This window comes from Streptomyces sp. NPDC043726, assembly GCF_056436565.1.
Window position 1 is genome coordinate 13,292 of the sequence record NZ_JBWKCI010000011.1, and the last position, 25,287, is coordinate 38,578.

The 25,287-nt window shown below is 70.9% G+C and carries 32 protein-coding genes; 7 read left to right on the forward strand and 25 right to left on the reverse strand.

All coding sequences use genetic code 11. From position 1 onward, the window contains the following. Position 1 precedes the first annotated feature (1 nt). The 7 genes from AC068Z_RS29475 to AC068Z_RS29505 form a co-directional block, all read right to left on the reverse strand. Positions 2-742 carry an SRPBCC family protein gene (locus AC068Z_RS29475; protein WP_478562132.1) on the reverse strand — a complete coding sequence of 247 codons (741 nt, stop codon included), beginning with the start codon at positions 740-742 and terminating at the stop codon, positions 2-4. Positions 743-745: 3 nt separating this feature from the next. Beyond that, positions 746-1,342, reverse strand: coding sequence for an ArsR/SmtB family transcription factor (locus AC068Z_RS29480; protein WP_478562135.1), 597 nt, complete (start codon positions 1,340-1,342; stop codon positions 746-748). A 63-nt stretch (positions 1,343-1,405) separates the two neighbouring features. Further along, a complete protein-coding gene (locus AC068Z_RS29485; RefSeq protein WP_478562138.1) occupies positions 1,406-2,086 on the reverse strand; it encodes an antibiotic biosynthesis monooxygenase in 681 nt (226 codons plus the stop codon). A 159-nt stretch (positions 2,087-2,245) separates the two neighbouring features. Then, positions 2,246-2,671, reverse strand: a complete 426-nt coding sequence (locus tag AC068Z_RS29490) for a DUF3618 domain-containing protein (protein WP_478562141.1) — start codon at positions 2,669-2,671, stop codon at positions 2,246-2,248. Beyond that, entirely contained in the window at positions 2,668-3,087 is a 420-nt protein-coding gene (locus AC068Z_RS29495) for a phage holin family protein (RefSeq protein ID WP_478562144.1), read from the reverse strand. Before AC068Z_RS29495 ends, AC068Z_RS29490 begins: the two co-directional genes overlap by 4 nt. Positions 3,088-3,139: 52 nt before the next feature. Beyond that, positions 3,140-3,841: a hypothetical protein gene (locus AC068Z_RS29500; protein ID WP_478562147.1), complete on the reverse strand. Its 702-nt coding sequence runs from the start codon at positions 3,839-3,841 to the stop codon at positions 3,140-3,142. Next, positions 3,838-3,975: a hypothetical protein gene (locus AC068Z_RS29505; protein WP_478562149.1), complete on the reverse strand. Its 138-nt coding sequence runs from the start codon at positions 3,973-3,975 to the stop codon at positions 3,838-3,840. The genes AC068Z_RS29500 and AC068Z_RS29505 overlap by 4 nt, the downstream gene beginning before the upstream one ends. A 166-nt stretch (positions 3,976-4,141) precedes the next feature. Between AC068Z_RS29505 and dapA the strand changes: the two genes are divergently transcribed. Then, the gene (gene dapA / locus AC068Z_RS29510; protein WP_478562152.1) at positions 4,142-5,035 is read left to right on the forward strand and encodes a 4-hydroxy-tetrahydrodipicolinate synthase; all 894 of its coding nucleotides are present in this window, start codon (positions 4,142-4,144) and stop codon (positions 5,033-5,035) included. Here the strand turns inward: dapA and AC068Z_RS29515 are convergent, their stop codons facing one another. Then, the gene (locus AC068Z_RS29515) at positions 5,036-6,250 is read right to left on the reverse strand and encodes a WD40 repeat domain-containing protein (RefSeq protein WP_478562155.1); all 1,215 of its coding nucleotides are present in this window, start codon (positions 6,248-6,250) and stop codon (positions 5,036-5,038) included. Further along, positions 6,247-6,792 carry a SigE family RNA polymerase sigma factor gene (locus AC068Z_RS29520; protein WP_478562978.1) on the reverse strand — a complete coding sequence of 182 codons (546 nt, stop codon included), beginning with the start codon at positions 6,790-6,792 and terminating at the stop codon, positions 6,247-6,249. The genes AC068Z_RS29515 and AC068Z_RS29520 overlap by 4 nt, the downstream gene beginning before the upstream one ends. A gap of 136 nt (positions 6,793-6,928) precedes the next feature. Between AC068Z_RS29520 and AC068Z_RS29525 the strand changes: the two genes are divergently transcribed. Continuing rightward, a complete protein-coding gene (locus AC068Z_RS29525; RefSeq protein ID WP_478562157.1) occupies positions 6,929-7,432 on the forward strand; it encodes an HAD domain-containing protein in 504 nt (167 codons plus the stop codon). A gap of 98 nt (positions 7,433-7,530) precedes the next feature. On the opposite strand, the gene dapD is transcribed toward AC068Z_RS29525, so the two are convergent. The 5 genes from dapD to AC068Z_RS29550 all read right to left on the reverse strand — a co-directional run bounded on the left by dapD (position 7,531) and on the right by AC068Z_RS29550 (position 11,071). After that, entirely contained in the window at positions 7,531-8,520 is a 990-nt protein-coding gene (gene dapD, locus AC068Z_RS29530) for a 2,3,4,5-tetrahydropyridine-2,6-dicarboxylate N-succinyltransferase (RefSeq protein ID WP_478562160.1), read from the reverse strand. Positions 8,521-8,602: 82 nt separating this feature from the next. Then, a complete protein-coding gene (locus AC068Z_RS29535; protein ID WP_478562163.1) occupies positions 8,603-9,514 on the reverse strand; it encodes a CU044_5270 family protein in 912 nt (303 codons plus the stop codon). Positions 9,515-9,516: 2 nt separating this feature from the next. Then, positions 9,517-10,107: an RNA polymerase sigma factor gene (locus AC068Z_RS29540; RefSeq protein ID WP_478562166.1), complete on the reverse strand. Its 591-nt coding sequence runs from the start codon at positions 10,105-10,107 to the stop codon at positions 9,517-9,519. 104 nt (positions 10,108-10,211) lie between these two features. Further along, positions 10,212-10,751, reverse strand: a complete 540-nt coding sequence (locus tag AC068Z_RS29545; protein ID WP_478562169.1) for a TetR/AcrR family transcriptional regulator — start codon at positions 10,749-10,751, stop codon at positions 10,212-10,214. After that, positions 10,751-11,071 (reverse strand): DMT family transporter, encoded by a 321-nt coding sequence (locus tag AC068Z_RS29550; protein ID WP_478562171.1) that lies wholly within the window; start codon positions 11,069-11,071, stop codon positions 10,751-10,753. Before AC068Z_RS29550 ends, AC068Z_RS29545 begins: the two co-directional genes overlap by 1 nt. A 208-nt stretch (positions 11,072-11,279) precedes the next feature. On the opposite strand from AC068Z_RS29550, the gene AC068Z_RS29555 reads away from it, so the two are divergent. After that, positions 11,280-12,053 (forward strand): AbfB domain-containing protein, encoded by a 774-nt coding sequence (locus AC068Z_RS29555; RefSeq protein ID WP_478562174.1) that lies wholly within the window; start codon positions 11,280-11,282, stop codon positions 12,051-12,053. 70 nt (positions 12,054-12,123) lie between these two features. Here AC068Z_RS29555 and AC068Z_RS29560 read toward each other — a convergent pair whose 3' ends face one another. From AC068Z_RS29560 to AC068Z_RS29595, 8 genes are all read right to left on the reverse strand, one after another. Further along, the gene (locus AC068Z_RS29560) at positions 12,124-12,456 is read right to left on the reverse strand and encodes a metal-sulfur cluster assembly factor (RefSeq protein ID WP_412487170.1); all 333 of its coding nucleotides are present in this window, start codon (positions 12,454-12,456) and stop codon (positions 12,124-12,126) included. Then, entirely contained in the window at positions 12,453-12,920 is a 468-nt protein-coding gene (sufU, locus tag AC068Z_RS29565; RefSeq protein ID WP_478562179.1) for a Fe-S cluster assembly sulfur transfer protein SufU, read from the reverse strand. Before sufU ends, AC068Z_RS29560 begins: the two co-directional genes overlap by 4 nt. 19 nt (positions 12,921-12,939) lie before the next feature. Then, positions 12,940-14,196, reverse strand: coding sequence for a cysteine desulfurase (locus AC068Z_RS29570; protein WP_478562182.1), 1,257 nt, complete (start codon positions 14,194-14,196; stop codon positions 12,940-12,942). Continuing rightward, positions 14,193-14,957: a Fe-S cluster assembly ATPase SufC gene (gene sufC / locus AC068Z_RS29575; protein WP_478562185.1), complete on the reverse strand. Its 765-nt coding sequence runs from the start codon at positions 14,955-14,957 to the stop codon at positions 14,193-14,195. The genes AC068Z_RS29570 and sufC overlap by 4 nt, the downstream gene beginning before the upstream one ends. A gap of 7 nt (positions 14,958-14,964) precedes the next feature. Further along, complete coding sequence (locus AC068Z_RS29580; protein ID WP_359693280.1) at positions 14,965-15,285, reverse strand: non-heme iron oxygenase ferredoxin subunit; 321 nt, start codon at positions 15,283-15,285, stop codon at positions 14,965-14,967. Beyond that, positions 15,282-16,469 (reverse strand): Fe-S cluster assembly protein SufD, encoded by a 1,188-nt coding sequence (gene sufD, locus AC068Z_RS29585; RefSeq protein ID WP_478562190.1) that lies wholly within the window; start codon positions 16,467-16,469, stop codon positions 15,282-15,284. Before sufD ends, AC068Z_RS29580 begins: the two co-directional genes overlap by 4 nt. Before the next feature lie 61 nt (positions 16,470-16,530). Further along, positions 16,531-17,952, reverse strand: coding sequence for a Fe-S cluster assembly protein SufB (sufB, locus tag AC068Z_RS29590; RefSeq protein WP_478562193.1), 1,422 nt, complete (start codon positions 17,950-17,952; stop codon positions 16,531-16,533). Further along, positions 17,949-18,659 (reverse strand): helix-turn-helix transcriptional regulator, encoded by a 711-nt coding sequence (locus AC068Z_RS29595; RefSeq protein ID WP_478562196.1) that lies wholly within the window; start codon positions 18,657-18,659, stop codon positions 17,949-17,951. Before AC068Z_RS29595 ends, sufB begins: the two co-directional genes overlap by 4 nt. Positions 18,660-18,832: 173 nt before the next feature. Here AC068Z_RS29595 and AC068Z_RS29600 point away from each other — a divergent pair, with 173 nt between their 5' ends. From AC068Z_RS29600 to AC068Z_RS29615, 4 genes are read left to right on the forward strand one after another with little or no spacing between them, the layout of a single operon-like run. Further along, on the forward strand, positions 18,833-19,630 hold the full coding sequence (locus AC068Z_RS29600) for an AAC(3) family N-acetyltransferase (RefSeq protein WP_478562199.1): 798 nt from the start codon (positions 18,833-18,835) through the stop codon (positions 19,628-19,630). Positions 19,631-19,675: 45 nt separating this feature from the next. After that, positions 19,676-20,599, forward strand: a complete 924-nt coding sequence (locus AC068Z_RS29605; protein ID WP_478562202.1) for an ABC transporter ATP-binding protein — start codon at positions 19,676-19,678, stop codon at positions 20,597-20,599. Beyond that, positions 20,596-21,363, forward strand: coding sequence for an ABC transporter permease (locus AC068Z_RS29610; protein WP_478562205.1), 768 nt, complete (start codon positions 20,596-20,598; stop codon positions 21,361-21,363). Before AC068Z_RS29605 ends, AC068Z_RS29610 begins: the two co-directional genes overlap by 4 nt. Positions 21,364-21,417: 54 nt before the next feature. Next, complete coding sequence (locus AC068Z_RS29615) at positions 21,418-22,407, forward strand: COX15/CtaA family protein (protein WP_478562981.1); 990 nt, start codon at positions 21,418-21,420, stop codon at positions 22,405-22,407. Positions 22,408-22,414: 7 nt separating this feature from the next. Here AC068Z_RS29615 and AC068Z_RS29620 read toward each other — a convergent pair whose 3' ends face one another. The 3 genes from AC068Z_RS29620 to AC068Z_RS29630 form a co-directional block, all read right to left on the reverse strand. Then, positions 22,415-23,521 carry an amidohydrolase family protein gene (locus AC068Z_RS29620; protein WP_478562208.1) on the reverse strand — a complete coding sequence of 369 codons (1,107 nt, stop codon included), beginning with the start codon at positions 23,519-23,521 and terminating at the stop codon, positions 22,415-22,417. Positions 23,522-23,591: 70 nt separating this feature from the next. After that, on the reverse strand, positions 23,592-23,924 hold the full coding sequence (locus AC068Z_RS29625; RefSeq protein ID WP_478562211.1) for a hypothetical protein: 333 nt from the start codon (positions 23,922-23,924) through the stop codon (positions 23,592-23,594). 80 nt (positions 23,925-24,004) lie between these two features. After that, complete coding sequence (locus AC068Z_RS29630; protein WP_478562214.1) at positions 24,005-24,973, reverse strand: heme o synthase; 969 nt, start codon at positions 24,971-24,973, stop codon at positions 24,005-24,007. Positions 24,974-25,287: the final 314 nt, after the last annotated feature.

Consider the following 25,287-nt stretch of genomic DNA (forward strand, 5'->3'; position numbering starts at 1 on the left):
GTCAGGGCTGGTTGAACACGCCGTTCAGCCAGCCCTGCCACTCGCTCTCGCACTGCGCGATCTCGGCCTCCGCGCCCTGCGCGAAGTTGTGCAGGGAGATGCCGACCGGGTAGCCCCAGTGGTTGCGCCCGAAGATCCGGGTGAGCGCGCGGTCCGTGCGCAGCCCGATGAAGTAGGGGTTGCGGAAGTCGACGACGGCGTCGAAGGTGTCGGGCCCGTGGACCGTCACCTCGGCGCCGGCGGTGACGCCCTCCTCCAGCCCCAGCGCCCGGGCGACGACTTCCAGCGCGTCGGCGGCCTTGGACGCCTTCGGCCCGTCGAAGGTGGCGAAGGCGGCCTGGCGGGGCGCGAAGTGGGTCAGGTACTCGCGCAGGGTGTGCAGGTAGAAGTCGGTGTGCTTGGCGGCGCCGTCGTACTGGTTGTCCCAGTCGTCGACGAAGATCCCGCTGTGCACGTACCGCACCCAGGCCCGCTTGCCGTCGTCGCGCGGCTCGACGGTGTAGTCGAGCTGGTTGACGGTCTGCTCGGAAATGCCCTCGACGTCCTCGACGCGGTTGGTGTAGCGGTGCGGCGGGTCCCAGGCGGTGACCGTGGACCCGAAGGGCCCCTTGCCGCCCTCCCGGGGCTCCGGCGGCTCCATGGGCCACAGGTACCCGCTGGTCCCGGCCGTGACCGCGGTCCACACCTCCGCCGGGGTGGCGTCGACCTCGAACTCCCGGACGATCTCGAATTCCTTGGACATGATCTACTCCAACTCGGTCCGCTTGAGGGTGGGGTGGACGGCCACGACGATCCGGTGGTCCCGGCCGCCCTCGGCGTCCGACGCGTCGTACTTCTGGATCAGGCCGGTGACACCGGCCGTCAGCTCCTCGACGAACGCGGCCCGGTCGGCGGCCGAGGCGAAGCGCACCTCGCCGTCCAGCGCGTACGTGGCGAGCCGCTTGCGCGCCTTCGTCGCACCGGTGATCAGCGCGCCGACGTCACGCACCAGCCGGGCACCGAGCGCCAGCAGCCAGCGCGCCGACAGCTGGTCCCGGAACCGCTCCGGGTCCGGCTGCACGGCGGCCAGGGCGAGCGGCGAGATGACGTACGACGCGGCGGTCGCGCGCATCAGCCGCTCGGTGACATTGCCCTTGCGGCGCTCCCCGGCCAGCTCGACCAGGCCGTGCCGCTCCAGCGTCTTCAGGTGGTAGTTCACCTTCTGCCGCGGCAGCCCGACCTTCCCGGCCAGCATGGCGGCCGAGGCAGGCCCAGCCGCCAGCTCGGCCAGCAGCCGGGCCCGTACGGGGTCCAGGGAGACGGCCGCCGCCTCGGGGTCCTCGATCACGGTCACGTCCAACATGTCTCCACCCTCCCACCGAAAACTTTTTTTGTCGAGGAGGGTGGAGTTGTCGGTGGGCCGGGGTCAGGGCACCAGCCCCAGAGCGTGCCGGTACCGGCTGCCGGTGAACCCCTTGATCCCCGGGTAAGTCCGCACGCGGGCCCACTCCGGGGTCTCCGGGGCCTCGATGGCGGCGTCGTAGGACTGATCGTTCTCCCACTCGGCGTAGTTGAGGACGTGGCTGCCGTCGGTGCTGAGGTGGAAATGGGCGGAGATGAGGCCGGGGTCGCCGATGGGGCCGCCCAGGGCGGTGAGGACGGTGTCGACCCAGTCGCCCCGCTTGTCGGCGGCTTCGGGCTCGAAGTCGATCCGGACGGTGACGATCAGACCGGGCACACGGGTGTCACCGGCGGCGCGGAGGCGGCTGCGGTGGAGCCGGTACCGGTCCAGGCGCACCCGCTCGATCCCGGGCACGGCGGTGTCGATCTCGTCGTTGCGCTCCTGCCGGCGCGTCTTGAAGAAAGCCTCGTAGCCCTGCTCGTCGCGCCACTGGGAGTAGTGCATGAGCGTGCTGCCGTCGTGCCCGGCGTAGACGTGGTAGCCGAGCAGGTCGGGGCTGCCCCAGGGCCGCCGCTCCCAGGTGCCTGCGATGGCCTCGACGGTCCGCTCCTGGCGCTCGGGGGTTCCCACCCGCCAGGTGCTGAAGAAGGGCGCCCCGGCCTCGGGCCGGGCGGGGTCGGGGTGGACATCGGTACGGCGGGTCATGGCCGGCCTCCAGTACGTCGGTGATCGGTACGGGGACCAGCCTCCGACCTCAAGCTTGGTTGAGGTCAAGTGGCGCAAACGCGGGGCATGTTGGGCCGCGCACGACGACGGGCGGCGCGGCTCCGGTCACCCCCGGAACCGCGCCGCCCGTACTCCGCCTCAGTGCCTGCCGCGGCGCCTCATCGCCTGTACGGCGATCACCGCGCCCACCACCGCGCCGGCCACCAGGACCGGCCGCGGGTGCCGCAGTCCGTTCTGCACCGCGCTCCGGACAGGAAGGGGCACCCGGTGCTCCACGGCGTGCCCCGCCCGGGTCGCCTGGTCGTGCACGGTGTGCCCGGCCCGGGTCGCCGTGTCCTGTGCGCTGTGCCCGGCCTGGACGGCGCTGCTGCGCAGCTGCACCGTCAGCGCGCCGGCCCGGTCCCTCAGGTCGGCGGCGCGGGCCTTGGCGCGGCCCTTCACGTCCGCCTTCTCGGCCAGCTCCTGGACGGTGCCGCCGAGTTGCTTCCTGGTCTGCTGTATCTGCCGGCGCAGCTCGTCGGGGCCCTTGGCCCCGGTCACGTCCGGTACTGACTTGTCCGTCATCGGTGTGCCCTTTCCCTGATCTCCTCGACATCGGCCCTGACGCTGTCGAGGGTCTCCTCGGGCGTGGGCGGTGCGGCGCGCCTGAGCTGGGTACGACCGGTCGCGCCCAGCACGCCCGCGACGGCGAACAGCACCGCCGTCACGATCAGCGCCGCCGCCCAGACGGACAGCGTCAGCGAGAGAGCGGCGACGGCCGTACCCGCCAGGGCGAGCACGCCGGCGTAGGCGACGGCGCCGGCCGCGCCCAGCAGTCCGCTCCCGCGCCCGGCGCGCCGGGCCTTCTCGGCCAGCTCCTCCTTGGCGAGGGCCATTTCCTGTCGTACGAGCAGGGACAGCTGCTCGGTCGCCTGCCCGACGAGTTCACCCACGGAGTGCCGCTCGTCGCGTGCGGGCCCGGGGGCCGTGGTCCCGGTCACGGTGTCCGCCTCCTCTCGGCTCGGAACACGCGGGTACCCCGAACGGCCTCCGCTATCCCTGTCCTTCGCCACCCCGCCCGCGCTCACCGAGCGCCGCCAGCTGCGTCTGGAACCAGTCGAGGCGGGCCTGCCACAGGGCGGCCTCGGCGGCCAGTTCGGGCACACCGAGGTCAGCCCCGGAGGAGAGTTCGGGCACCTGGGGTCCCGCCACCGCGGCCCCCGCCCCGGCGATCACCCGCACCCCCTCCCCGGCGAGCCGGGCGAACGAGGCGAGCGAGACCGACGTACGGCCGCGCAGGCAGCCCGCGCAGGAGGGCCCGAGCCCTCGCCAACCGGGCCGCCCCCACCCCGCGTCGGCCAGCGCCACGGCGACCGCGCCGCAGCCGCACGGCCCCACCGTCACCACGCGCACCCGCTGCCGGGCGTAGCGGAAGCCCAACTCGAAGCGGAGGTACCGCCCCAGCACCGAGACCTCCAGCAACACGGCCGCCCGATGCTCGGCCGTGCACAGCAGCGCCTCGGCGGCCGTGCGGTCGTGCACACAGTGGAAGCCGCAGTCGCACCGCCGGTGCGGCGAGCGGTGCCGGAAGCCGTACACGCAGGACGCGTCGGCCAGCACCCCGTACGGCAGCGCCCCACCGAGCGACACCCCGGTGAAGCCGGCCCGGGAACCGTCGTGCGCCAGGACCGCGTGGGCGATCTTGTATCCGGTCGGCGGCTCCGCAGGGCGTTCCTCCGGAAGCCGCAGCCTCATCGGGCGGCCGGGACCTCTTCGGGGGCCCGCGCTTCCTTGATCTCCTCGATCGTCTCGGGCTGTTCGAGCTCTTCCTCGTGGACCCGGGGCCGCTCCTCCGCGACTCCGGTGGCGAGTGCCTTGCCGAGCTTCATGACGCCTCCAGGACCAGGGGTCGTTGACCGTCCGGCCCATAGTGACCCATGGCACCCCACTTTGGACATAGGGCCTTTCCACAGCCCAGACCTCACAGCAACGCTTAGCGATATCTCGTAGGAAATTTAAGTGGAGCTTCAGAGTGGCCCTGTCGAGACTACTGTCATGACGACCACGCGCTCCCCCTTCGGCCGCGCCCTCTGCGCCATGATCACGCCCTTCACCGAGGAGGGCGCGCTCGATCTCGACGGCGCGCAGCGGCTCGCGGACCGGCTGGTGTCCGACGGCTGCGAGGGCCTGGTGCTCTCCGGCACCACGGGCGAGTCGCCGACCACCACGGACGAGGAGAAGGCCCGCCTCGTCCAGGCGGTGAAGGAGGCGGTCGGCGCGCGGGCGTCGGTGCTCGCCGGAGTCGGCACCTTCGACACCCGGCACACCGTCGAACTGTCGCTGGCGGCCGAAAAGGCGGGCGCGGACGGCCTGTTGGTGGTGGCGCCCTACTACAGCAGGCCGCCACAGGACGCGCTGGAGGCGCACTTCCGCGAGATCGCCGACGCCTCGGGCCTGCCGATCGCGGTCTACGACATCCCGGGCCGCACCGGTGTCCGCATCGAGGCCGACACCATGCTCCGGCTCGCCGAACACCCGAGGATCGTGGCGGTGAAGGACTGCTCCTACGACTTCCTCGCCGCCCAGAAGGTCATCGGAGCCACGGAGTTGGCGTACTACGCGGGCTGCGACGAACACAACCTCGCGCTGTACGCGGTCGGCGGCGCGGGATACATCAGCACGGTGTCCAACGCGGCCGCGGCCCCCCTGCGCGCGGTCCTCGACGCGTTCGACGCGGGCGACACGGCGCGGGCGGCCCGCATTCAGCGGCGGGCCACCCCGCTCATCGAGGCGATGATGTCGGCGGGCCTGCCCGGCACGGTCACCGCCAAGGCCCTGCTGAACGAACTCGGCCTGCCCGCGGGCCCGGTCCGCGCACCGCTGCGGCCCGCCGGCCGCGAGGCGACCGACGGGCTGCTGAGGGCGTACAACACCCTGGCGGAGAACTGATCAGCGCCGGGCGAAGACCGGCTCCCAGCTCCACTGGACGTCGTTCCCCTGCACCCGTGGCCCGCTCAGCCAGCGCACCTTGTCGCTGCCGAGGGTGACCAGCGCGAGCCGCGGCTCGTAGGCCTCCCGGCCCGCGGTCCGCTCCCAGGCGATGAGCCGCCGGTCGTCCGCCCAGGCGATCAGCTCGGCGCCGCGCACCTTGGTGATCTCCTCGCCGGTACGGGGATCACGGATCGAGGAGTACGACGTGTCCGGCCGCTCCTTGCTCAGACCCCAGGCGGCGAGCGTGCCGTCCGGGGAGAGCCGGGCGTCGACGTCGGAGCGCAGGTGCCGCTCGTCCGCGGGTGCGGCGACCTTCCGGCCCGTCAGATCGTGGAACTGCTGCATCCCGGCGCGCCCGCCGACGATCTGGGAGTACACCAGCCGTCCGTCGCGGCTGAACTCGAAGTCCGCGCGCGCACTGACCCGCCGGTCACCAGGGGCACTCCCCCAGGTCCCCGGGCTCTCCACGGCCGGGTCCAGGACGAGGAACCCGGTCCGGCTGGACTCCCCGGCACCCACGCCCCAGGACACCTCGCCGTCCTCGCCGACGGCCCGATGCTTCGCCAGATCGGGATTCTCGTCGTACGTCGTCGCGACGAGCTTTGTCCCGTCCGCCGAGTACGCGAGCGCGCCCACCCCACGTCCGACCGGGATCCACCGCTCGACCTCCCCCGTCGCGAGGTCGAGCAGCCCGATCCGCCGGGCGGGCAGCGAACGCTCCAGCACGGCGGCGGTCCGCAGCCCGGGAGCGACGGCGACGTAGGACCACCGGTCGTCCTTCTCGTACCTGCCGCTCTCCGGATCGAGCAGCCAGTACGTCCGCACGAGCAGCCCGTGATCGCCCTCGTCCCGCACCTTGAGGGTGTAGTAGGCGGCCATCGCGACCTCGCCCGCCGCGATCAGCTCGCGCGGCGGCGACTGGTTCGGATGCGCGTGGGTCCCTCCGCCGTCGAGCAGGCCCGCGGGCCGGACGTCGTCCCCGCCCGAGTCGAGCTGCGGCACACCCACCGCGAGCGCCACGACCGCGACGGTGGCCGCCACGGCGGCGGCGATCCTACGGCCGCGTCGGCGCCGGCGTACGGCCAGCACCCGGTCGGCGAGACCGGGCCGCGCCGGTCCCTGCGCCTCGGCGGTCTCCCGCAGGGCGTCACGCACGAGTTCCTCGACGTTCACGGACGTACCTCCACGGGGGTCAGCTCGTTCAGTCGCTCCGGAACCCTGAGCCCGGCCAGCTCGGGCGCGAGGGCGCGCAGCCGGGCGAGGGAGCGATGGGTGGTGGACCGCACGGTCCCGACGGAACAGCCGAGGATCCGGGCCACTTCGGCCTCGGGCAGGTCCTCGAAGTAGCGCAGCACGAGCACGGTGCGCTGGCGCGGGGTGAGCCGGGCGAGGGCGCCGCGGATGAGCAGCCGCAGCTCCGCGGCGGCGGAGTCGTCGGGCCGGGCGCCGACGTCGGGCGGCTCGGCGACGCTGACCTCCCTCCGCCGCCACTTCAGCCGCCAGCGGCTGACCTGCTGCCGGTACAGCACCTGCCGTACGTAGGCCTCGGGTTCGTCGATCCGGTGCCACCGCCCGGCCGCCTTGAGCAGCGCGCTCTGCAGCAGGTCCTCACCGGCGTGCCGGTCCCCGCCGCTGAGCAGCACGGCGGTCCTCAGCAGCGCGGACGACCGGTTCTCCACGAACCGGCGGAAACTGTCCTGCGCCTCGCCATCCATCGTCACCTTCGCTTCCCCGGACGGACCCCCTGTCCGCCCCCTCCACGGGGAATGACGCGCGCGCCCACGCCTGGCTATGCCGACGGCTCAGAAATATTTCCGGACTCGCCCCCGCCCGCTCCCGTACGGTGACGCCGTGACCCGCCCCCTGCTGTTCCTGGACGTCGACGGCCCCCTGAACCCCTGGGCCGCCCAGCCCGAACGCCGCCCCGAGGGCTGCACGACGATCAGAGTGGCCCTGCACCCCGGCAGGCCCCTCCGCGTCTGGCTGAACCCCTCCCACGGCGAGGCCCTGCTGTCCCTCGGCTACGAGCTCTGCTGGGCCACGACCTGGATGGACGCCGCGAACCGCTGGATCGCCCCGGTCATCGGACTCCCCCAACTCCCCTACGTCGACTTCGGCGAGGGCCTGTTCGCGGAACGCCCCGACGGCGTCCACTGGAAGACGGCGGCGATCGTGGAGTACGCGGCAGGCCGCCCGTTCGCCTGGGTGGACGACGAACAGAGCGAGGCGGACGGGAGGTATGTGCGGGAACACCATCCGGCCCCCGCACTGCTGCACCACGTGAACCCGAGGATCGGTTTGCGGGACCCGGATTTCAGAGCACTGAAGAAGTTCGCGGCAAGTTTCGCTACTTAGGGGCGCGGGGCTGTGTCGACATGCGGCTCCGCCGCGTGTGCGCGACAAGCCCCCACCGGCCCGCAGCTCCCACCTACCCAACCGCCCCTTCAGCGCAGCTAGTTGTGGCTGTGCAGAATCTCGTTCAGCCCGCCCCACACCGCGTTGTTCGGCCGAGCCTCCACCGTGCCGGTGACCGAGTTCCGCCGGAACAGGATGTTCGACGCGCCCGACAGCTCACGAGCCTTCACGATCTGCCCGTCCGGCATCGTGACGCGCGTACCCGCGGTGACGTACAGCCCCGCCTCCACCACGCACTCGTCGCCCAGCGCGATGCCCACACCGGCCTCCGCGCCGATCAGGCACCGCTCGCCGACCGAGATGATCACGTTGCCGCCACCGGACAGCGTGCCCATGGTCGACGCGCCGCCACCGATGTCCGAGCCGTCGCCGATGACGACACCCGCGGAGATCCGGCCCTCGACCATCGACGTACCGAGCGTGCCGGCGTTGAAGTTGACGAAGCCCTCGTGCATGACCGTCGTGCCCTCGGCGAGGTGCGCACCGAGGCGGACCCGGTCGGCGTCGGCGATGCGCACACCCTTCGGCGCCACGTAGTCCGTCATGCGCGGGAACTTGTCGATCGAGGTCACCTGGAGGTGCAGGCCCTCCGCGCGGGCGTTGAGGCGGACCTTCTCGATGTCGTCGACCGCGACCGGGCCGAGCGAGGTCCAGGCGACGTTGGCGAGGAAGCCGAACATGCCCTCCAGGCTCTGGCCGTGCGGCTTGACCAGGCGGTGGGAGAGAAGGTGCAGGCGCAGGTAGACGTCGTGGGCGTCGATCGGCTTCCCGTCGAGGGCGGAGATGACCGTGCGCACCGCCACCACCTCCACGCCCCGGCGGGCGTCCGGGCCGATCGCCTTCGCGGCGCCCTCACCGAGCAGCTCCACGGCACGCTCGGCGGACAGCCGCTCCGTGCCGGACGGGCCGGGCTCGGCGGACAGCTCGGGCGCGGGGAACCAGGTGTCGAGGACGGTGCCGTCGGCGGCGATCGTGGCGAGGCCGGCGGCAACGGCGCCGGTGGTGCGAGGTGCAGTCGTGTCGGTCATGAGGGCAACCTAACTTCTCAGGGCCCGCCGGAGCGAACCGATGCGCCCGGCATCTCACGTGCCGGGCGCATCGGAGGCCAGGTCAGGGCCGCTCGTCCCGCTGGTCCACGACCGCCGTCCGCAGCAGGGCGAGGCTGATGACGGCGTCGCCCTTCTTCCACTCCGTGTCGTCCTTGCCGCTCACCCAGCGGTGCCCGCTGTAGAGGTGGGTGGCCGGGTCGATGAGCGTCTCGTCCCGGTCCTGGCCCGGGCGGGAGCTCTTGAGGTACAGGGCGATCGCGTCCCGCCCGGCCGCGTCCTCGACGTTCGCGGCCCGTACCCCGGGGATCGTGGCCAGCGCCCGGTAGACCTTGGCGAGGTCCTCGGGTTCGTAGACGTACGCGCGGCTGATGAGCGCGGTGAGCGCCCGGTACTCGTGCTCGACGCGGCTCTCGTAGTCGTCGGTGGCGGAGTAGAAGGCGCGCGCCTTGGACCGTACCCGTGCCGGGTCGTCCGGCAGGCTCCTGAGGAACTCGGCCTGCTCCCTGGGCGAGTGGTCGTCGCCCGCCTTGCCGTCCTCCATGGCCGGATCGGCGTACTTCGTCCAGCGTTCCTCGGTCCGCGGACCGGGCCGTTCGTCGTCGGACAGGTTGGTCTCGACGGTCTTCGTGTAGATCCACTGACCGTCGTGGGCACTGACCCCACCGCCCGCGGCAATCGCGTCCGCCGCGTCGTCGAGCAGGTCCTTCGCGCTGCCCAGCTCGACGGTGTAGCCCGGCCGGCTGCCCGGCTGCGTCTCCCCGGAGCCGCCCGCCACCTGTGTGCCGACCACCGCGGCCACGGTGATCGCGGCCGCCGCGCCGACCGCCGCCAGCCGCCAGTCGGCCCGCAGCCGGCGCACCCGGCCGCCGCGGCCGGCCTCGGCCAGCAGCTTGTCCCGGCCGGTGATCAGGTCGGCCCGCCGCGCCCGGGGCGCCTCGGCCCGCAGCTCGCGGACCGCCGTCATCTCGTCCATCGTCAGACCACCTCCGTGGCGTCGAGCGTGAATGCGGGATCGGCGCCGAGCGCCGTACGGACCTTGCGGCGGGCGCGGTTGAGCCGGGAGCGGACGGTGCCGACGGGGATGCCGAGTGCCTCGGCGACCTCCTGATAGGTCAGGTCGGCCCAGGCGACGAGCAGCAGCACATGCCGGTCGCCGGCGGAGAGCCCTGCCAGCGCTCCGGCGAGCGGGGCGTTCGCGGACTGTGCGGCGAGCCGGTCGTCGGCCCGTTCGGACCAGGACTCGGCCACCGGGTCGTGGCCGGTGCGGGCCAGCGCGCGCAGGGCCCGCACCTCGGTACGGCGCTGCCTGCCGACGAGGTTGCCCGCGATGCCGTAGAGCCAGGGGCGGGCGTTGGGCCGAGCGGTGTCGTAGCGGGACCGGGTGCGGAACGCGATGAGGAAGGTCTCGGCGGTGATGTCGTCCGCCGCGCCGCTGCCGAGGCGACGGGCGACGTAACGGTGGATGTCGGGGGCGTATCTGTCGTAGAGCCGGGCGAAGAGTTCCGGCTCCTCCAGAGACTGGAGAACGACCTCGGCGTCCTCGCGCGGTGGTGGCGGTCCGGTCACGGGCCCTCCGGGGCAGGGGATCTGGCTGAGCATGACACCCGCTGTTACCCGCAGGGGCGGTGAGGGTTCACGCCTTTGCCGGACGTCCGCCGCCGGCGGGCGGCTCAGGCGCCGATGACCCGGCCCAGCATCTCGCGCGCGTAACTCTCCTCGTACGGCGCCCCGGTGAGCAGCACCTGGAGGCAGATCCCGTCCATCAGGGCCACCAGCGCCCGGGCCGTGACCGGATCCGTGCGGCGGCCGAGCAGCTCCGCCAGATCCTCCGCCCACTCGGCGGCGACCGGACGCAGGGCGGGGCGGCGCAGTGCGGCCAGGTACAGCTCGTACTCCAGTTCCACACCCGTGCGGTCGCCCGCGAGCCACTCGCCCATCCAGCCGGCCAGTTCGTCCGCGAGGTCGGCCGTCGGGTCGGACAGGGCCCCGCGCGCCGCGATGACCTTGGCGAAGCCCTCGTTCGCCTGGCGCAGGGCGGCGACCATCAGCTCGTCCAGGGTCGCGAAGTGGTACGTCGTCGAGCCGAGCGGGACATCGGCCTCGGCCGCGGCCGAACGGTGGGTCAGCCCGGCGAGCCCTTTCGCGCCCACGACCCTGATCGCCGCGTCGATGATCCGCTGCCGTCGCTCCGGGTCGTAGCGCCGGGCCATCAGTGCGCCCCTCCCAGGTTCAGGACCACGACCCCCGCGACGATCAGCAGGATCCCCGTGACCTTGGTGAGGGTCAGCGCCTCGCCGAAGGCCACGAGGCCGATGACGGCGATGCTCGCGGTGCCTACGCCGGCCCAGATCGCGTAGGCGGCGCCGATGCCGACGGTCTTCAGGGTCTGGGCGAGCAGGGTGAAGGAGACGACGTACCCGAGTGCCGTCAGCAGCGACGGCCAGAGCCTGCTGAAGCCGTCGCTGTACTTCATGGCGGTGGTCGCGGCCACCTCGGCGGCGATGGCGCCGGCGAGCGTCAGGTATCCCATGTGTACAAGCGTACACAGCGATGCGTACGCGCGTACACAAGAGCTGACGCACAGCGGACCGGCGCGGGCCGCAGTGCGGAAAGCGCTCACTTCGATGTGGTGAAACGCCCGCCCCCACCGCCACACGCTCCACTACTGTTTCAGCGTTCACACAACGGGCCATCGCACACCGCGGCCGTGACCCCACAGCGCCGCCGAAGGAAAGCGCATGCCACACGACAAGTCCCGGCCCCCTCAGGAGCGTTCCTGGGAGAGCGGCTGGGCACCCGACACCTCCCGGACTCCGGGCACTCGCCGCCTCTGGCTGGCCGGAGCCCTGGCGCTGGCCACCGTCGCCGCGTGCGTGACGGCGACAGCCATGACCCGCAGGGCGCCTGACGAACCGTCACGCGCCGCGACGGAGTCGACGAGCGCCGCCCCACCGGGCCTGATCTCCTTCGCCGACCCGTCCGCCGGCGATACGCCGACCAAGCCACCGCCGGCGAAGGCCGCGAAGCGCCCCTCCGCGCACCCGGCGAAGACCGGCGCGACCCCAACGGCCACCCCTGAGCAGACAGCGTCCGCGTCACCGAGCCCCACGCAGCCGCCCGTCACCCCTTGGCGCTCGGTCCGCTCGGTCAACTACCCGGACCGCCACTGGCAGGTGGACGACGGCCTGGTCGTCCTCGGCGCCCATCCCACGCCCCTGAAGCCGCTCAAGGGCCTGGCCGAGCCGTCCTGTTACTCCTTCGCCACGGCGGACGGCCGCTATCTCCGCCACCGCGACTTCGTCCTGCGCGCCGAACCGCACGACGGTTCCCCGCTCTTCGCCCAGGACGCCACCTTCTGCCCCCGCACCGCGTCCCACCCCGGCGCGATCATGCTGGAGTCGGTGAACTACCCGGGCCGCTATCTGCGGCACGAGAACTTCCGCCTCCGCCTGGACCCGCTCCAGTCGAGCGAGCTCTACCGCGCGGACTCGGCGTTCCGGCTGGTGACCTGAAGGGGCTGAGAAACGCCGGAAGCGGCGACGCCCTCAGGGCGTCGCCGCTTCCACGGGCTGCGGGTACGTCTCAGACGTTGAACCCGAGCGCCCGAAGCTGCTCGCGGCCGTCGTCCGTGATCTTGTCCGGACCCCACGGCGGCATCCAGACCCAGTTGATGCGCAGCTCGCTGACGAGGCCGTCCGTGGCGGACTTGGCCTGGTCCTCGATGACATCGGTCAGCGGACAGGCCGCCGAGGTCAGCGTCATGTCGATGGTCGCGATGTTCGCGTCGTCGATGTGGATGCCGTAGATCAGGCCGAGGTTGACGACGTCGATGCCCAGCTCGGGGTCGACGACGTCGTACAGCGCCTCGCGGATCTCCTCTTCCGAGGCGGGCTTCATCTCAACGGTCTCGCTCATGCGGTCTTCCTTTCGGCGTCGGCTCCGCCCAGGGCCTGGGCCGTCGCGTCCTTCCACGCCATCCAGCTCAGGAGAGCGCACTTCACCCGCGCCGGGTACTTGGAGACTCCCGCGAACGCGACCGCGTCCTCCAGGACCTCCTCCATGGCGTCGTCGGGCTCGATCCTGCCCTTGGACTGCATCAGCTCCAGGAAGGTCTCCTGGACCTTCTGCGCGTCGGCCAGCTCCTTGCCGACCAGCAGCTCGTTCAGCACGGAGGCCGAGGCCTGGCTGATCGAGCAGCCCTGGCCCTCGTAGCTGACGTCCTTGATCGTCGTGCCGTCGTACTTCACCCGGAGGGTGATCTCGTCACCGCACGTCGGGTTGACGTGGTGCACCTCGGCGTCGCCATCCCGCAAGCCCCGACCGTGCGGGTTCTTGTAGTGGTCCAGGATGACTTCCTGGTACATCGAGTCAAGCTTCATGCGATCGCTCGCCAACCCCTCAGCCGAAGAAGTTCCGGACGTGCTCCAGGCCGTCCACCAGTGCGTCGATCTCGGCCGGCGTGGAGTACAGATAGAACGACGCTCGCGTGGTCGCAGGAATTCCGTACCGCAGGCAGACCGGACGGGCGCAGTGGTGGCCCACCCGGACCGCGATGCCCTGCTCGTCCAGCACCTGGCCGACATCGTGCGGGTGGATGTCGCCGAGCGTGAAGGAGATCGCCGCGCCCCGGTCCTCGGCCGTGGTGGGGCCGATGATCCGCAGGTCAGGGACCTCCTGGAGGCGCCGCACGGCGTACTCGGTGAGCGCGTGCTCATGGGCGAGGATCTTGTCCATGCCGATCGAGTTCAGGTAGTCGATCGCCGCGCCCAGACCGACCGCCTGCGCGATCGGCGGGGTGCCCGCCTCGAACTTGTGCGGGGCGGGGGCGTACGTCGACGAGTGCATCGACACCGTCTCGATCATCTCGCCGCCGCCGAGGAACGGAGGCAGGTCCTCCAGCAGCTCCTGGCGGCCCCAGAGGACGCCGATGCCGGTCGGACCGCACATCTTGTGGCCGGTGAAGGCCACGAAGTCGGCCTGCAGGGCCTGCACGTCCAGCGGCATGTGCGGGGCGGCCTGGGAGGCGTCGATGCAGACGAGCGCACCGACCTCCTGGGCCCGGCGGATGATCGTCTCGACCGGGTTGACCGTGCCGAGGATGTTCGACACCAGCACGAAGGAGACGATCTTCGTCTTCTCGGTGATGATCTCGTCGATGTTCGACAGGTCGAGACGGCCGTCGTCGGTGAGACCGAACCACTTCAGCTTCGCGCCCGTGCGCTGCGCGAGCAGCTGCCACGGCACGATGTTGGAGTGGTGCTCCATCTCGGTGATGACTATCTCGGTCTCGTGGTCCACGCGGTAGGGCTCATCGGCCCAGCCCAGCATGTTGGCCACGAGGTTGAGGGACTCCGAGGCGTTCTTGGTGAAGATCACCTCGTCGCGGCTGGGCGCGTTGATGAACTCCGCGACCTTGTCCCGCGCGCCCTCGTACAGCGCCGTGGCCTCCTCGGCGAGCACATGCACACCGCGGTGGACGTTGGCGTTGTAGCGCTCGTAGTACTCGCTCAGGGCGTCCAGCACCTGGCGCGGCTTCTGCGAGGTCGCCGCGTTGTCCAGGTACACGAGCTTCTTGCCGTCGTGGAGCACCCGATCGAGGATCGGGAAGTCCTTGCGGAGCGCCTCTGCGTCGAGGAGGCCCGGCAGCTGTGTCACTCGGATGCGCCACCCTTCGTGTAAGCCTCGTAGCCCTCGTTCTCCAGCTTGTCGGCGAGCTCGGCGCCGCCGGACTCGACGATGCGGCCGCCGGAGAAGACGTGGACGTGGTCCGGCTTGATGTAGCGCAGGATGCGCGTGTAGTGCGTGATCAGCAGCGTGCCGACCTCACCGGTCTCGCGGACGCGGTTGACGCCCTCGGAGACGATGCGCAGGGCGTCGACGTCCAGACCGGAGTCGGTCTCGTCGAGGATCGCGACCTTCGGCTTGAGCAGCTCCAGCTGAAGGATCTCGTGGCGCTTCTTCTCACCGCCGGAGAAGCCCTCGTTGACGTTGCGCTCGGCGAAGGAGGGGTCCATGTTGAGGCGCTCCATGGCCTCCTTGACCTCCTTCACCCAGGTGCGCAGCTTGGGGGCCTCGCCGCGGATCGCGGTGGCGGAGGTGCGCAGGAAGTTCGACACGGAGACACCGGGGACCTCGACCGGGTACTGCATCGCCAGGAACAGGCCGGCGCGGGCCCGCTCGTCGACGGACATCTCCAGGACGTCCTCGCCGTCGAGGGTGACGGTGCCGCCGGTGATCGTGTACTTCGGGTGACCGGCGAGGGAGTAGGCGAGGGTCGACTTGCCGGAGCCGTTGGGGCCCATGATGGCGTGCGTCTCGCCCTGCTTCACGGTGAGGTCGACGCCCTTGAGGATCTCCTTCTCGGCGTTGTCGGCCTCGACGGTGACGCGCAGGTCTCGGATTTCAAGCGTAGCCATGGGTGCCTCAGGACTCCTGGTTGAGGGAGACGAGCACGTCGTCCCCTTCGATCTTTACGGGGTATACGGGGACGGGGCGCGTCGCGGGAAGGCCGGACGGCTTGCCGGTGCGGAGGTCGAACGCGGAGCCGTGCAGCCAGCACTCGATCTGGCAGTCCTCCACCTCGCCCTCGGAGAGCGAGACGTTCGCGTGGGAGCAGATGTCGTGGATGGCGAACACCTCCCCCTCGGTACGGACGACCGAGACCGGCGTGCCGTCGAGTTCCACCCGCTTCGGGGTGTCCTCCTCCAGCTCGCTCAGCCCACAGGCGCGTACGAAGGTGGTCATGCGACCGAAGCCTCCAGCTCCTCCTCGATCTTCGCGATGAGCCGCTCCTCGATGTCGTCGACACCGATCTGCTGGACCAGCTCGGCGAAGAAGCCGCGGACGACGAGGCGGCGGGCCTCGTGCTCCGGGATGCCGCGGGCCATCAGGTAGAAGAGCTGCTCGTCGTCGAAGCGGCCGGTGGCCGAGGCGTGGCCGGCGCCGACGATCTCGCCGGTCTCGATCTCCAGGTTCGGCACCGAGTCGACGCGGGCGCCGTCGGTGAGGACCAGGTTGCGGTTCATCTCGTAGGTGTCGGTGCCCTCGGCCTTGGCCTCGATGAGCACGTCACCGATCCACACCGCGTGCGCCTGCTCGCCCTGGAGCGCGCCCTTGTAGACGACGTTGGACTTGCAGTGCGGGGTGTTGTGGTCGACGAGGAGACGGTGCTCCTGGTGCTGACCGGCGTCGGTGAAGTACAGACCGAGCAGTTCGGCCTCGCCGCCGGTGCCCGCGTAGTTCACGCGCGGGTGCAGCCGCACGACGTCGCCGCCGAAGGTGACGACCACGGACTTGAAGCTCGCGTCCCGGCCGACCAGGGCGTTGTGCTGGGCGACGTGCACGGCCTTCTCGTCCCAGTCCTGGACGGAGACGACGGTCAGCTTGGCGCCGTCGCCCAGGAGGTAGTCGACGTTGGCGGCGAGCACCGCGTCACCGGTGTGGTCGATGACCACGACGGCCTCGGCGAAGGCGCCGAGCTCGATGACCTGGTGGCCGAAGGCGGTACCGCCCTCGCCGTGCACCGCGATGCGGATCGGCTCGGCGAGCACGGTCTCCTTCGGCACGGTCACGACCGAGGCCTTCTCGAAGGCGGAGTACGCCTGGGCCGCGATGCGGTCCACCGGGGTGCCCGCCTTGCCGAGCCGCGCGTCGTCGCGGCCGACGGTCTCGACGACGACACCCTCGGGCGCCTCGACGGTGACCTTCACGCCGTCGCCGGTGGCGGCGGCGGTGCCGTCGTGCAGGCCGCGCAGGCGCTCCAGCGGGGTGAACCGCCACTCCTCCTCACGGCCGTGCGGGACCGGGAAGTCCGCCACGTCGAAGGAGGGGGGCGCGCTCATGCGCGTGGCGACGGTGGACTCGGCGGCCACCGCGATGGCGCCTGCGGTGGTGCTGCTGCCCACCGGGGTGTTCTGAGCCTCAGCCATGGCTGTCGGTCTGCTCTCTTCCTACGTCAGGTTTCGCTGGCTGCTGGTACGGGCGCCGGTGTTAACCGACCGCGCCTTCCATCTGCAGCTCGATCAGCCGGTTGAGCTCGAGGGCGTACTCCATGGGCAGCTCCTTGGCGATCGGCTCGACGAAGCCGCGCACGATCATCGCCATCGCCTCGAACTCGCTGAGCCCGCGGCTCATCAGGTAGAAGAGCTGGTCCTCGGAGACCTTGGAGACGGTCGCCTCGTGACCCATGGACACGTCGTCCTCGCGGACGTCGACGTACGGGTAGGTGTCGGAGCGGGAGATGGTGTCCACGAGCAGCGCGTCGCACAGCACGTTGGACTTCGATCCGGCCGCGCCCTCGCCGATCTCGACCAGACCGCGGTAGGAGGTACGGCCGCCACCACGCGCCACGGACTTCGACACGATGTTGGAGGAGGTGTTCGGCGCCATGTGGACCATCTTGGAACCGGCGTCCTGGTGCTGGCCCTCGCCCGCGAAGGCGATCGACAGGGTCTCGCCCTTGGCGTGCTCGCCCATCAGGTAGACGGCCGGGTACTTCATCGTCACCTTGGAGCCGATGTTGCCGTCGATCCACTCCATGGTCGCGCCCTCGTACGCCACAGCGCGCTTGGTGACCAGGTTGTAGACGTTGTTCGACCAGTTCTGGATGGTCGTGTAACGGCAGCGGGCGTTCTTCTTGACGATGATCTCGACGACCGCGGAGTGCAGCGAGTCCGACTTGTAGATCGGGGCGGTGCAGCCCTCGACGTAGTGCACGTAGGCACCCTCGTCGACGATGATCAGGGTCCGCTCGAACTGGCCCATGTTCTCCGTGTTGATACGGAAGTAGGCCTGGAGCGGGATCTCCACGTGCACGCCCGGCGGGACGTAGATGAAGGAGCCGCCCGACCACACGGCGGTGTTCAGCGAGGCGAACTTGTTGTCGCCGACCGGGATGACGGTGCCGAAGTACTCCTTGAAGAGCTCCGGGTGCTCCTTCAGAGCCGTGTCGGTGTCGAGGAAGATGACGCCCTGCTCCTCCAGGTCCTCGCGGATCTGGTGGTAGACGACCTCGGACTCGTACTGGGCCGCGACACCGGCGACGAGGCGCTGCTTCTCCGCCTCCGGGATGCCGAGCTTGTCGTACGTGTTCTTGATGTCCTCGGGCAGGTCCTCCCAGGACTCCGCCTGCTTCTCCGTGGAGCGTACGAAGTACTTGATGTTGTCGAAGTCGATGCCCGAGAGGTCCGAGCCCCAGTTCGGCATGGGCTTCTTGTCGAACAGGCGCAGGCCCTTGAGGCGGAGCTTGGTCATCCACTCCGGCTCGGACTTCTTCGCGGAGATGTCCCGGACGACGTCCTCGTTCAGACCGCGCTTGGCAGAGGCGCCGGCCTCGTCGGAGTCGGCCCAGCCGTATTCGTACTTGCCCAGGCCCTCGAGTTCGGGGTGAGCAGTCTCCGTAGGGAGAGTCATGCGGGGTTCCTCCCGGCCGTGCTTGCAGATGCGTTGTGGGAAATCTTGGGGATGAACGTCGTGCAGACGCCGTCGCCGTGCGCGATGGTCGCCAGTCGCTGCACGTGGGTTCCGAGCAGCTGGGAGAAGATCTCGGTCTCCGCCTCGCAGAGCTGCGGGAACTTTTCCGCGACATGGGCGACAGGGCAGTGGTGCTGGCACAGCTGTTCGCCGACCGGTGCGCTCCGCGCGGTAGCAGCGTACCCGTCCGCGCTCAAGGCCTTGGCCAGGGCTTCGGTGCGCTCCTCGGGGGCTGCGGCCTCGATGGCCTCGCGGTACGCGGCGGCCTGTTCGGCGATCCGCGCGCGGGCGAACTCGACGACGGCCTCGTCCCCGCCGAACCGCTCCTGGATGAAACGCAGGGCGTCCGCGGCGAGCTTGTCGTACGACTGATCGAAGGCGTCGCGTCCGCAGTCGGTGAGCGCGAAGACCTTGGCGGGCCGCCCGCGCGTCCGCGCGCCGTACACCCGCTGCTCCCGCGCCTCCACCACCTCGTCGGCGACGAGCGCGTCCAGATGCCGTCGTACGGCGGCCTGGGTGAGCCCCAGCCGTCCGGCCAGCTCGGCGACGGTCGACGGGCCGTGATCCAGGATGGACCGCGCGACCCGGTTGCGGGTGGACCGCTCACCGGTCGCGAGCTCCTCATGGGCCTCGCCGACGTTTTTCACAACGCCATTGTTGCGTAATTCCTCAGAGTCGGGCAAGCGCCGTCCGAACCCATGGACGGTGCCCTGCGTCACTTAGGTATACCTAATCTGACCTGCGCAAACGATCTTTGATCGATCAAACGCCGGCACAAATCGCTGGCGCCGCGGGAGCCGGTCCGGGAGACTCCCGAGGCATGTCGACACCCCCTCCGACCGGCCCACTTGTCACTCGGACGACCCTCGCCGAGGGCCTTCGCGAGCTGGGTGTCAAACCCGGCGAAATCCTCCTCGCGCACTCCTCGCTCAGCTCACTCGGCTGGGTCTGCGGAGGGGCCGTGGCGGTCGTCCAAGGTCTTCTCGACGCACTGGGCCAAGAGGGCACCCTCGTGGTTCCCACGCAGTCGGGCGACCTCTCCGACCCGGCCGTCTGGGGAAACCCGCCCGTCCCCGAGGAGTGGTGGGAACCGATCCGGGCGACGATGCCCGCCTACGACCCCCGGGTGACCCCCACGCGCGGGGTCGGCGTGATCCCGGAGACCGTACGGACCTGGCCCGGAGCCCTGCGCAGCGCCCATCCGCAGACCTCCTTCGCCGCCGTCGGCCCGCGCGCGGCGGACATCGTCGACGCTCACGCCACCGACTGCCGGCTCGGCGAGCACAGCCCGCTGGCCCGCCTGGAGGCGCTCCACGCGCGCGTGCTGCTCCTCGGGGCCGGCTACGACGCCTGCACCAGCTTCCACCTCGCCGAGTACCGCATCCCCTCTCCCCTGGTGAAGGTGGGCCGCCCCGGCCCCCTGGGCTGGGAGACCGTCACCGAGGTGTCGATCAGCTCGGACCGATTCGACGAGCTGGGGCACGACTTCGAGCGGGACCGTCCCGTCGTACGAGGGAAGGTGGGCGCCGCCGACGTGCGGCTGTTCCCCGTCGCGGACGCGGTGGCCTACGCGCGGCGGTGGCTGGAGATCCACCGCCCCTCGGCGGAGGAGATCTGAACCCGCCGCTTCGGGTGGACGGGCCGCTACCTAGACTCTTGAGCCATGCGAACTGAGCCCGTGGTCCAAGTGCAGGCCCTGGTGAAGCGGTACGGCACGAAGACCGCGGTGGACGGCCTCGACCTGGTGGCCCGGGCGGGTGTGACCGCCGTACTCGGACCCAACGGCGCGGGCAAGACGACCACGATCGAGACCTGCGAGGGGTACCGCGAGCCCGACTCCGGCACCGTGCGCGTCCTGGGCCTCGACCCGGTGCGCCAGTCCGGTGAGCTGCGGCCCCGGATCGGCGTGATGCTCCAGTCCGGCGGCGTCTACTCGGGCGCCCGGGCCGAGGAGATGCTCCGCCACGTGGCCAGGCTGCACGCCCACCCCCTCGACGTGGACGCCCTCATCGAGCGCCTGGGCCTCGGCGGCTGCGGCCGGACCAGCTACCGGCGCCTCTCCGGCGGCCAGCAGCAGCGGCTCGCGCTCGCCATGGCCGTCGTAGGACGCCCGGAGCTGGTGTTCCTGGACGAGCCGACGGCCGGCCTCGACCCGCAGGCGCGCCGCGCGACCTGGGACCTGGTGCGCGACCTGCGCACGGACGGCGTCTCGGTGATCCTCACCACCCACTACATGGACGAGGCCGAGCAGCTCGCCGACGACGTGGCGATCATCGACGCGGGCCGGGTCATCGCCCAGGGCTCCCCCGAGGAGCTGTGCCGCGGCGGCGCCGAGAACACCCTGCGCTTCACCGGCCGCCCGGGCCTCGACGTCGGTTCCCTGCTCAAGGCCCTCCCCGCGGACTGCACGGCGGCGGAACTGACCCCGGGCTCGTACCGGGTGGCCGGCAAGGTCGACCCGCAACTCCTCGCGACGGTCACCTCCTGGTGCGCCCAGCACGGGGTGATGCCGGAGAGGATCTCGGTGGAACGGCACACCCTCGAAGACGTCTTTCTGGAGCTGACCGGCAAGGAGCTGCGCTCATGACCGTGGGTACGTACGCCCCGAAGCCCGGGGCCGCCCCGCTCCCCCGCATGATCATGGCTCAGGCGGCGCTGGAGACGAAGATGCTCCTGCGCAACGGCGAGCAGCTGCTGCTCACCGTGATCATCCCGACCCTGCTGCTGGTCCTGTTCAGCACGGTGGACGTCGTGGACACCGGCGAAGGCGAGGCCGTCGACTTCCTCGCCCCCGGCATCCTCGCGCTCTCGGTGATGTCCACGGCGTTCACGGGCCAGGCCATCGCCACGGGCTTCGAGCGCCGCTACGGCGTCCTCAAGCGCCTCGCCTCCTCCCCGCTCCCCCGCTGGGGCCTGATGACGGCGAAGACCCTGTCGGTCCTGGTCACCGAGGTTCTCCAGGTGCTGCTGGTGACCGTCATCGCCTTCGCGCTCGGCTGGGACCCGCAGGGCAACCCGCTGGCCGTGGTGCTGCTGCTGGTCCTCGGCACGGCCGCCTTCTCCGGCCTCGGCCTGCTCATGGCGGGCACCCTGAAGGCCGAGGCCACGCTCGCCGCCGCCAACCTGGTCTTCCTGCTGCTGCTGGTGGGCGGCGGGGTCATCGTGCCGCTGGACAAGTTCCCGGACGCGGCACAGGACGTGCTCGGGCTGCTGCCGATCGCCGCGCTGTCGGACGGACTGCGGGACGTGCTGCGCGACGGGGCCGGGATGCCCTGGGCCGACCTGGGGATTCTCGCGGTGTGGTCGGCGGCCGGGCTAGCCGCGGCGGGGAAGTTCTTCCGCTGGGAGTAGCCCCCTCGTGAAAGCGTGCACAAGGTCGGGCCTACGATAGGGCGCGTGCCAAAAGTGACCCTCGCCGACGCCGTAGCGGCCGTGCGCAACCCGCTCGCCTTCATCGCCGCACGCTGGACCCCGGATCCGAAGACGGTCCAGCGCGCGGCCCTCGCCGCCCTCGTCATGTCGGTGGTCATCGTGGTCACCGGCGGCGCCGTGCGGCTCACCGGCTCCGGGCTCGGCTGCCCGACCTGGCCGAAGTGCACCGAGGACTCGATCCACAACACCGCCGCGATGGGCATCCACGGCTACATCGAGTTCGGCAACCGCCTGCTGACGTACGTGCTGTGCGCCGCGGTCGGCTGGGCGATCATCGCCGCGCGCTCCGAGAAGCCGTACCGGCGCAGCCTGACCCGGCTGGGCTGGGCGCAGTTCTGGGTGGTGATGGGCAACGCGATCCTCGGCGGGATCGTCGTGCTGGTCGGTCTGAACCCCTACACGGTCGCCGCGCACTTCCTGCTCTCCTCGGCGCTGATCGCGGTCGCCACGGTGATGTGGCAGCGCACCCGCGAGGGCGACGAGGCGCCGCGCCCACTGGTCGGCACGTCGGTTCAGCAGCTGGTCCGGGTCCTGGTCGCGGCCACGGTCCTCCTGATCGCGGTCGGCACCGTCGTCACCGGCGCGGGCCCGCACGCGGGCGACTCCAGTGAGGTCGAGCGGATGCCGCTGGACTGGGAGAACGTCAGCAAGCTGCACGCGGTCCTGGCCTGGATCGTGGTAACCCTGACCTTCGCCCTGTGGTTCGTCCTCAAGGCGGTCGACGCCCCGCCCGGCCCCCTCTCGCGCACCCGCGACCTGTTCCTGATCCTCCTCGGCCAGGGCGTCATCGGGTACGTCCAGTACTTCACCGACCTCCCCGAGATCCTGGTCGGAGTCCACATGTTCGGCTCCTGCCTGGTGTGGATCGGCACCTTGCGAGTGCTGCTGGCGCTGCGGGAACGGCCGACGGAGGAGGTCGCGGTGCCGGGACCGGCGGCCGAGGCGGCGCTCAGCAAGGCCTGAGCCCGGCTCAGTCCAGCCCGTACACCCGCCGGGCGTTCCCCGCCGCGATCAGGCCGGCCACCCGTTGGGCGTCCGCCAGGGACCACGCGCTCTCCGCGACCCAGGTGCCGAGGACGCGGCCGAGGGCCTCGCGGAAGAGGCGGGCGCCCACGACGTGGAGTTCCGGGAGTTCCTGGCCGCCGCTGGAGAAGAGGATCTTGCCGAAGGGGGCGAGTTCCATGATCTCGGCGAGGACCGTCGCCGCGCGGGCGCCGGTGCGGACCAGGGCGGCGCCGGAGTCGGCGTAGACGTGGGGGAAGACGCCGGCCAGGTGGGCGGCGTGCCGGTGGTACGGATAGCCGTGCAGCAGGATCAGGTCGGTGCCGAGTCCCGCCGTGGCGCGGACGAAGTCGGTCAGCAGGACCGGGTCCGTACGGTCGATGCGCAGTCCCGGCTCCCCGAGTCCCGCGTGCAGTTGGAGCGGCAGCCCCGAGGCGACCGCGCTCCACAGCAGATGCCGCAGCAGCACCGGATCGGTCAGCTCCCCGCCCACCCGTCGCCCGGCGAGCCAGCGCCCGGCCGCGCCGCGCACCTCGCCCGGACCCGGCGGTTCGGGTGCCAGCGCCAGCCCGTGCCGCACGCCCGCGACCGAGGTGAAGGCGACCGCGTGCGTGGCGGCGCCGTGGACCGACTCGGCGAGGTTGGCCAGGAAGGACTCGACGGTTCCGGAGGTGTCGGCGACCTGTTCCGCGAGGAGTTCCAGGCGCACGATCTCATGCGCGTCCGCGGCTCCGGCGCAGGCCAGTTCCTCGGGTCCGGTGAGGTCGCCGGGCAGTCCGGTGTCGACCAGATACGTCGTGATGCCGCTGCCGCGCAGCAGCCGCCGGCCCGCCTCCAGTACGCCGAGTTCCCGGCGCCGGGCGAGATAGCGGGCGGGCGGGCAGTGCGGTTCCAGCCCCAGCAGCGGGGGGCACCAGCGGCGTACGGCGAAACCCGTCTGCGTGTCGAAGAGGGTCGTGCCGGGAGCGGGCGGCCCCTCGGTCCGGGCGAGCCGGGCCTCGAACGTGCCGAGGCCCAGCTCGGTGCGGAGCACTCCGTGGCAGTACTGGTCCACGAGGGACGGCGTTTCGATCATCCGGACTCCCCGCGCTCGCCTTTATGGGGCTTAACGGGTGAACCGGGGTGAGGGGTGCGGGCGGAACGCCTCAGCCGTTCTTCGGGCCGCCGACCTGAATTCCGGCCATCCGCGACCACTCGTACGGCCCGGTCTTCACCTTCGCCGCGAACTCGCCGTCGAACTCTTCGTGAACAGTGATGCCCGCCTTCGCCACCGCCTGTTCGGCGATCCGGTAGGTCGGGGCCACCAGGTCGCCCCAGCCGCCGTCCTCTCCGACGAGGACGATCCGGGCACCGCGCTCGCCGATGTAGGCCACCTGACCCTCGGCGCCGCCGTGTGCCTTGGAGAAGGCGCTGATCTGCTTGGCCAGCTTGGCCACCCGGCGCTCGGCCTTCGCGTCAACCGCTTGCGTGTCTGCCATGGTCAGGATGCTACTCACCGGTAGATCGACTGGCGAGGCCAGGGCACTGTGACGTACGTCAGGCGCACGTCACGCGTACGTCAGCGCAGGAAGGGGTCCACCGCGACCGCGACGAACAGCAGCGAGACATAGGTGATGGACCAGTGGAACAGCCGCATCTCCTTCAGCTTCGCGCCCGTCACCTCGGCCTTCGCCCGGTTCTGCAGGGCGTGCGCCTCCCACAGCCACCAGCCACCGGCCACCAGGGCGACCAGCGTGTAGAACCAGCCCGTGTAGCCGAGCGGGGTCAGCAGCAGCGAGACCGCGACCATGACCCAGCTGTAGAGCACGATCTGCTTGGCGACGACCTTGTTGGAGGCGACGACCGGGAGCATCGGCACGCCCACGCGCGCGTAGTCCTCCCTGACCTTCATGGACAGCGGCCAGTAGTGCGGCGGCGTCCAGAAGAACATGACCAGGAAGAGGATGACGGGCGCCCACGACAGCGAGTTCGTGACCGCGGACCAGCCGATCAGCACCGGCATGCAGCCCGCGATGCCGCCCCAGACGATGTTCTGGGAGGTACGGCGCTTGAGGATCATCGTGTAGACGACGACGTAGAAGAGGAGCGCGCCGAGCGCCAGCCAGGCGCTCAGCCAGTTGACGGTCAGGCCGAACAGCAGCGTCGAGACCACCGCGAGGGTAATGCCGAAGGCCAGGCACTCGCGCGGGCTCACCATGCCGGTGACCAGCGGGCGCTGCGAGGTGCGGTCCATCAGCGCGTCGATGTCGCGGTCGATGTACATGTTCAGCGCGTTGGCGCCGCCCGCGGAGAGGTAGCCGCCGAGGCAGGTCAGCAGCACGAGCCGCAGGTCGGGCACGCCCTGCTGCGCCAGGAACATCACCGGAACGGTGGTGATCAGCAGCAGTTCGATGATCCGCGGCTTGGTCAGCGCCACGAACGCCTTGACCCGGGCCCCGATCGGCCGCCGGCTCGGGCTCTGGCTCGTCCCGATAATCCCCGCTGGACGGGATTCAACGGCCGTCACGCACACCCCTGACAGAGACATCCCAGCGAGCCCGAACCGTGTGAAGTCCCGGTAAAGGCTCGCGCGTACCACGCCACTCTAGACGTTGCCCAGACCCGGACATTCGCGGGGGTGGCCTCGTGTTGGACACCGCCGCTGGAAGAGCCGATCGACACTCGATTGAGCACTCGTTCGAGCGGCTTCGTATTCACTTGCCGAGCGCGGTACGGACCAGTCGGGAGGCGGATCCCGACGACTCCCGGCAGTCTGGAATGACTCGAAAAAACGCACGTACATACGGGGGTAGGCTCGACAACGGCCGGGGCGCTCCGTGCACCGGCGATTCGACATGCGTG

Excerpts from the sequence above, each read along its gene's own strand:
- AC068Z_RS29475 (WP_478562132.1), bottom strand. The coding sequence starts at position 742 with ATGTCCAAGGAATTCGAGATCGTCCGGGAGTTCGAGGTCGACGCCACC.
- AC068Z_RS29480 (WP_478562135.1), bottom strand. The coding sequence starts at position 1,342 with ATGTTGGACGTGACCGTGATCGAGGACCCCGAGGCGGCGGCCGTCTCC.
- AC068Z_RS29485 (WP_478562138.1), bottom strand. The coding sequence starts at position 2,086 with ATGACCCGCCGTACCGATGTCCACCCCGACCCCGCCCGGCCCGAGGCC.
- AC068Z_RS29490 (WP_478562141.1), bottom strand. The coding sequence starts at position 2,671 with ATGACGGACAAGTCAGTACCGGACGTGACCGGGGCCAAGGGCCCCGAC.
- AC068Z_RS29500 (WP_478562147.1), bottom strand. The coding sequence starts at position 3,841 with ATGAGGCTGCGGCTTCCGGAGGAACGCCCTGCGGAGCCGCCGACCGGA.
- AC068Z_RS29505 (WP_478562149.1), bottom strand. The coding sequence starts at position 3,975 with ATGAAGCTCGGCAAGGCACTCGCCACCGGAGTCGCGGAGGAGCGGCCC.
- dapA (WP_478562152.1), top strand. The coding sequence starts at position 4,142 with ATGACGACCACGCGCTCCCCCTTCGGCCGCGCCCTCTGCGCCATGATC.
- AC068Z_RS29520 (WP_478562978.1), bottom strand. The coding sequence starts at position 6,792 with ATGGATGGCGAGGCGCAGGACAGTTTCCGCCGGTTCGTGGAGAACCGG.
- dapD (WP_478562160.1), bottom strand. The coding sequence starts at position 8,520 with ATGACCGACACGACTGCACCTCGCACCACCGGCGCCGTTGCCGCCGGC.
- AC068Z_RS29535 (WP_478562163.1), bottom strand. The coding sequence starts at position 9,514 with ATGGACGAGATGACGGCGGTCCGCGAGCTGCGGGCCGAGGCGCCCCGG.
- AC068Z_RS29545 (WP_478562169.1), bottom strand. The coding sequence starts at position 10,751 with ATGGCCCGGCGCTACGACCCGGAGCGACGGCAGCGGATCATCGACGCG.
- AC068Z_RS29550 (WP_478562171.1), bottom strand. The coding sequence starts at position 11,071 with ATGGGATACCTGACGCTCGCCGGCGCCATCGCCGCCGAGGTGGCCGCG.
- AC068Z_RS29555 (WP_478562174.1), top strand. The coding sequence starts at position 11,280 with ATGCCACACGACAAGTCCCGGCCCCCTCAGGAGCGTTCCTGGGAGAGC.
- AC068Z_RS29560 (WP_412487170.1), bottom strand. The coding sequence starts at position 12,456 with ATGAGCGAGACCGTTGAGATGAAGCCCGCCTCGGAAGAGGAGATCCGC.
- sufU (WP_478562179.1), bottom strand. The coding sequence starts at position 12,920 with ATGAAGCTTGACTCGATGTACCAGGAAGTCATCCTGGACCACTACAAG.
- sufC (WP_478562185.1), bottom strand. The coding sequence starts at position 14,957 with ATGGCTACGCTTGAAATCCGAGACCTGCGCGTCACCGTCGAGGCCGAC.
- AC068Z_RS29580 (WP_359693280.1), bottom strand. The coding sequence starts at position 15,285 with ATGACCACCTTCGTACGCGCCTGTGGGCTGAGCGAGCTGGAGGAGGAC.
- sufD (WP_478562190.1), bottom strand. The coding sequence starts at position 16,469 with ATGGCTGAGGCTCAGAACACCCCGGTGGGCAGCAGCACCACCGCAGGC.
- sufB (WP_478562193.1), bottom strand. The coding sequence starts at position 17,952 with ATGACTCTCCCTACGGAGACTGCTCACCCCGAACTCGAGGGCCTGGGC.
- AC068Z_RS29600 (WP_478562199.1), top strand. The coding sequence starts at position 18,833 with ATGTCGACACCCCCTCCGACCGGCCCACTTGTCACTCGGACGACCCTC.
- AC068Z_RS29605 (WP_478562202.1), top strand. The coding sequence starts at position 19,676 with ATGCGAACTGAGCCCGTGGTCCAAGTGCAGGCCCTGGTGAAGCGGTAC.
- AC068Z_RS29610 (WP_478562205.1), top strand. The coding sequence starts at position 20,596 with ATGACCGTGGGTACGTACGCCCCGAAGCCCGGGGCCGCCCCGCTCCCC.
- AC068Z_RS29620 (WP_478562208.1), bottom strand. The coding sequence starts at position 23,521 with ATGATCGAAACGCCGTCCCTCGTGGACCAGTACTGCCACGGAGTGCTC.
- AC068Z_RS29625 (WP_478562211.1), bottom strand. The coding sequence starts at position 23,924 with ATGGCAGACACGCAAGCGGTTGACGCGAAGGCCGAGCGCCGGGTGGCC.
- AC068Z_RS29630 (WP_478562214.1), bottom strand. The coding sequence starts at position 24,973 with ATGTCTCTGTCAGGGGTGTGCGTGACGGCCGTTGAATCCCGTCCAGCG.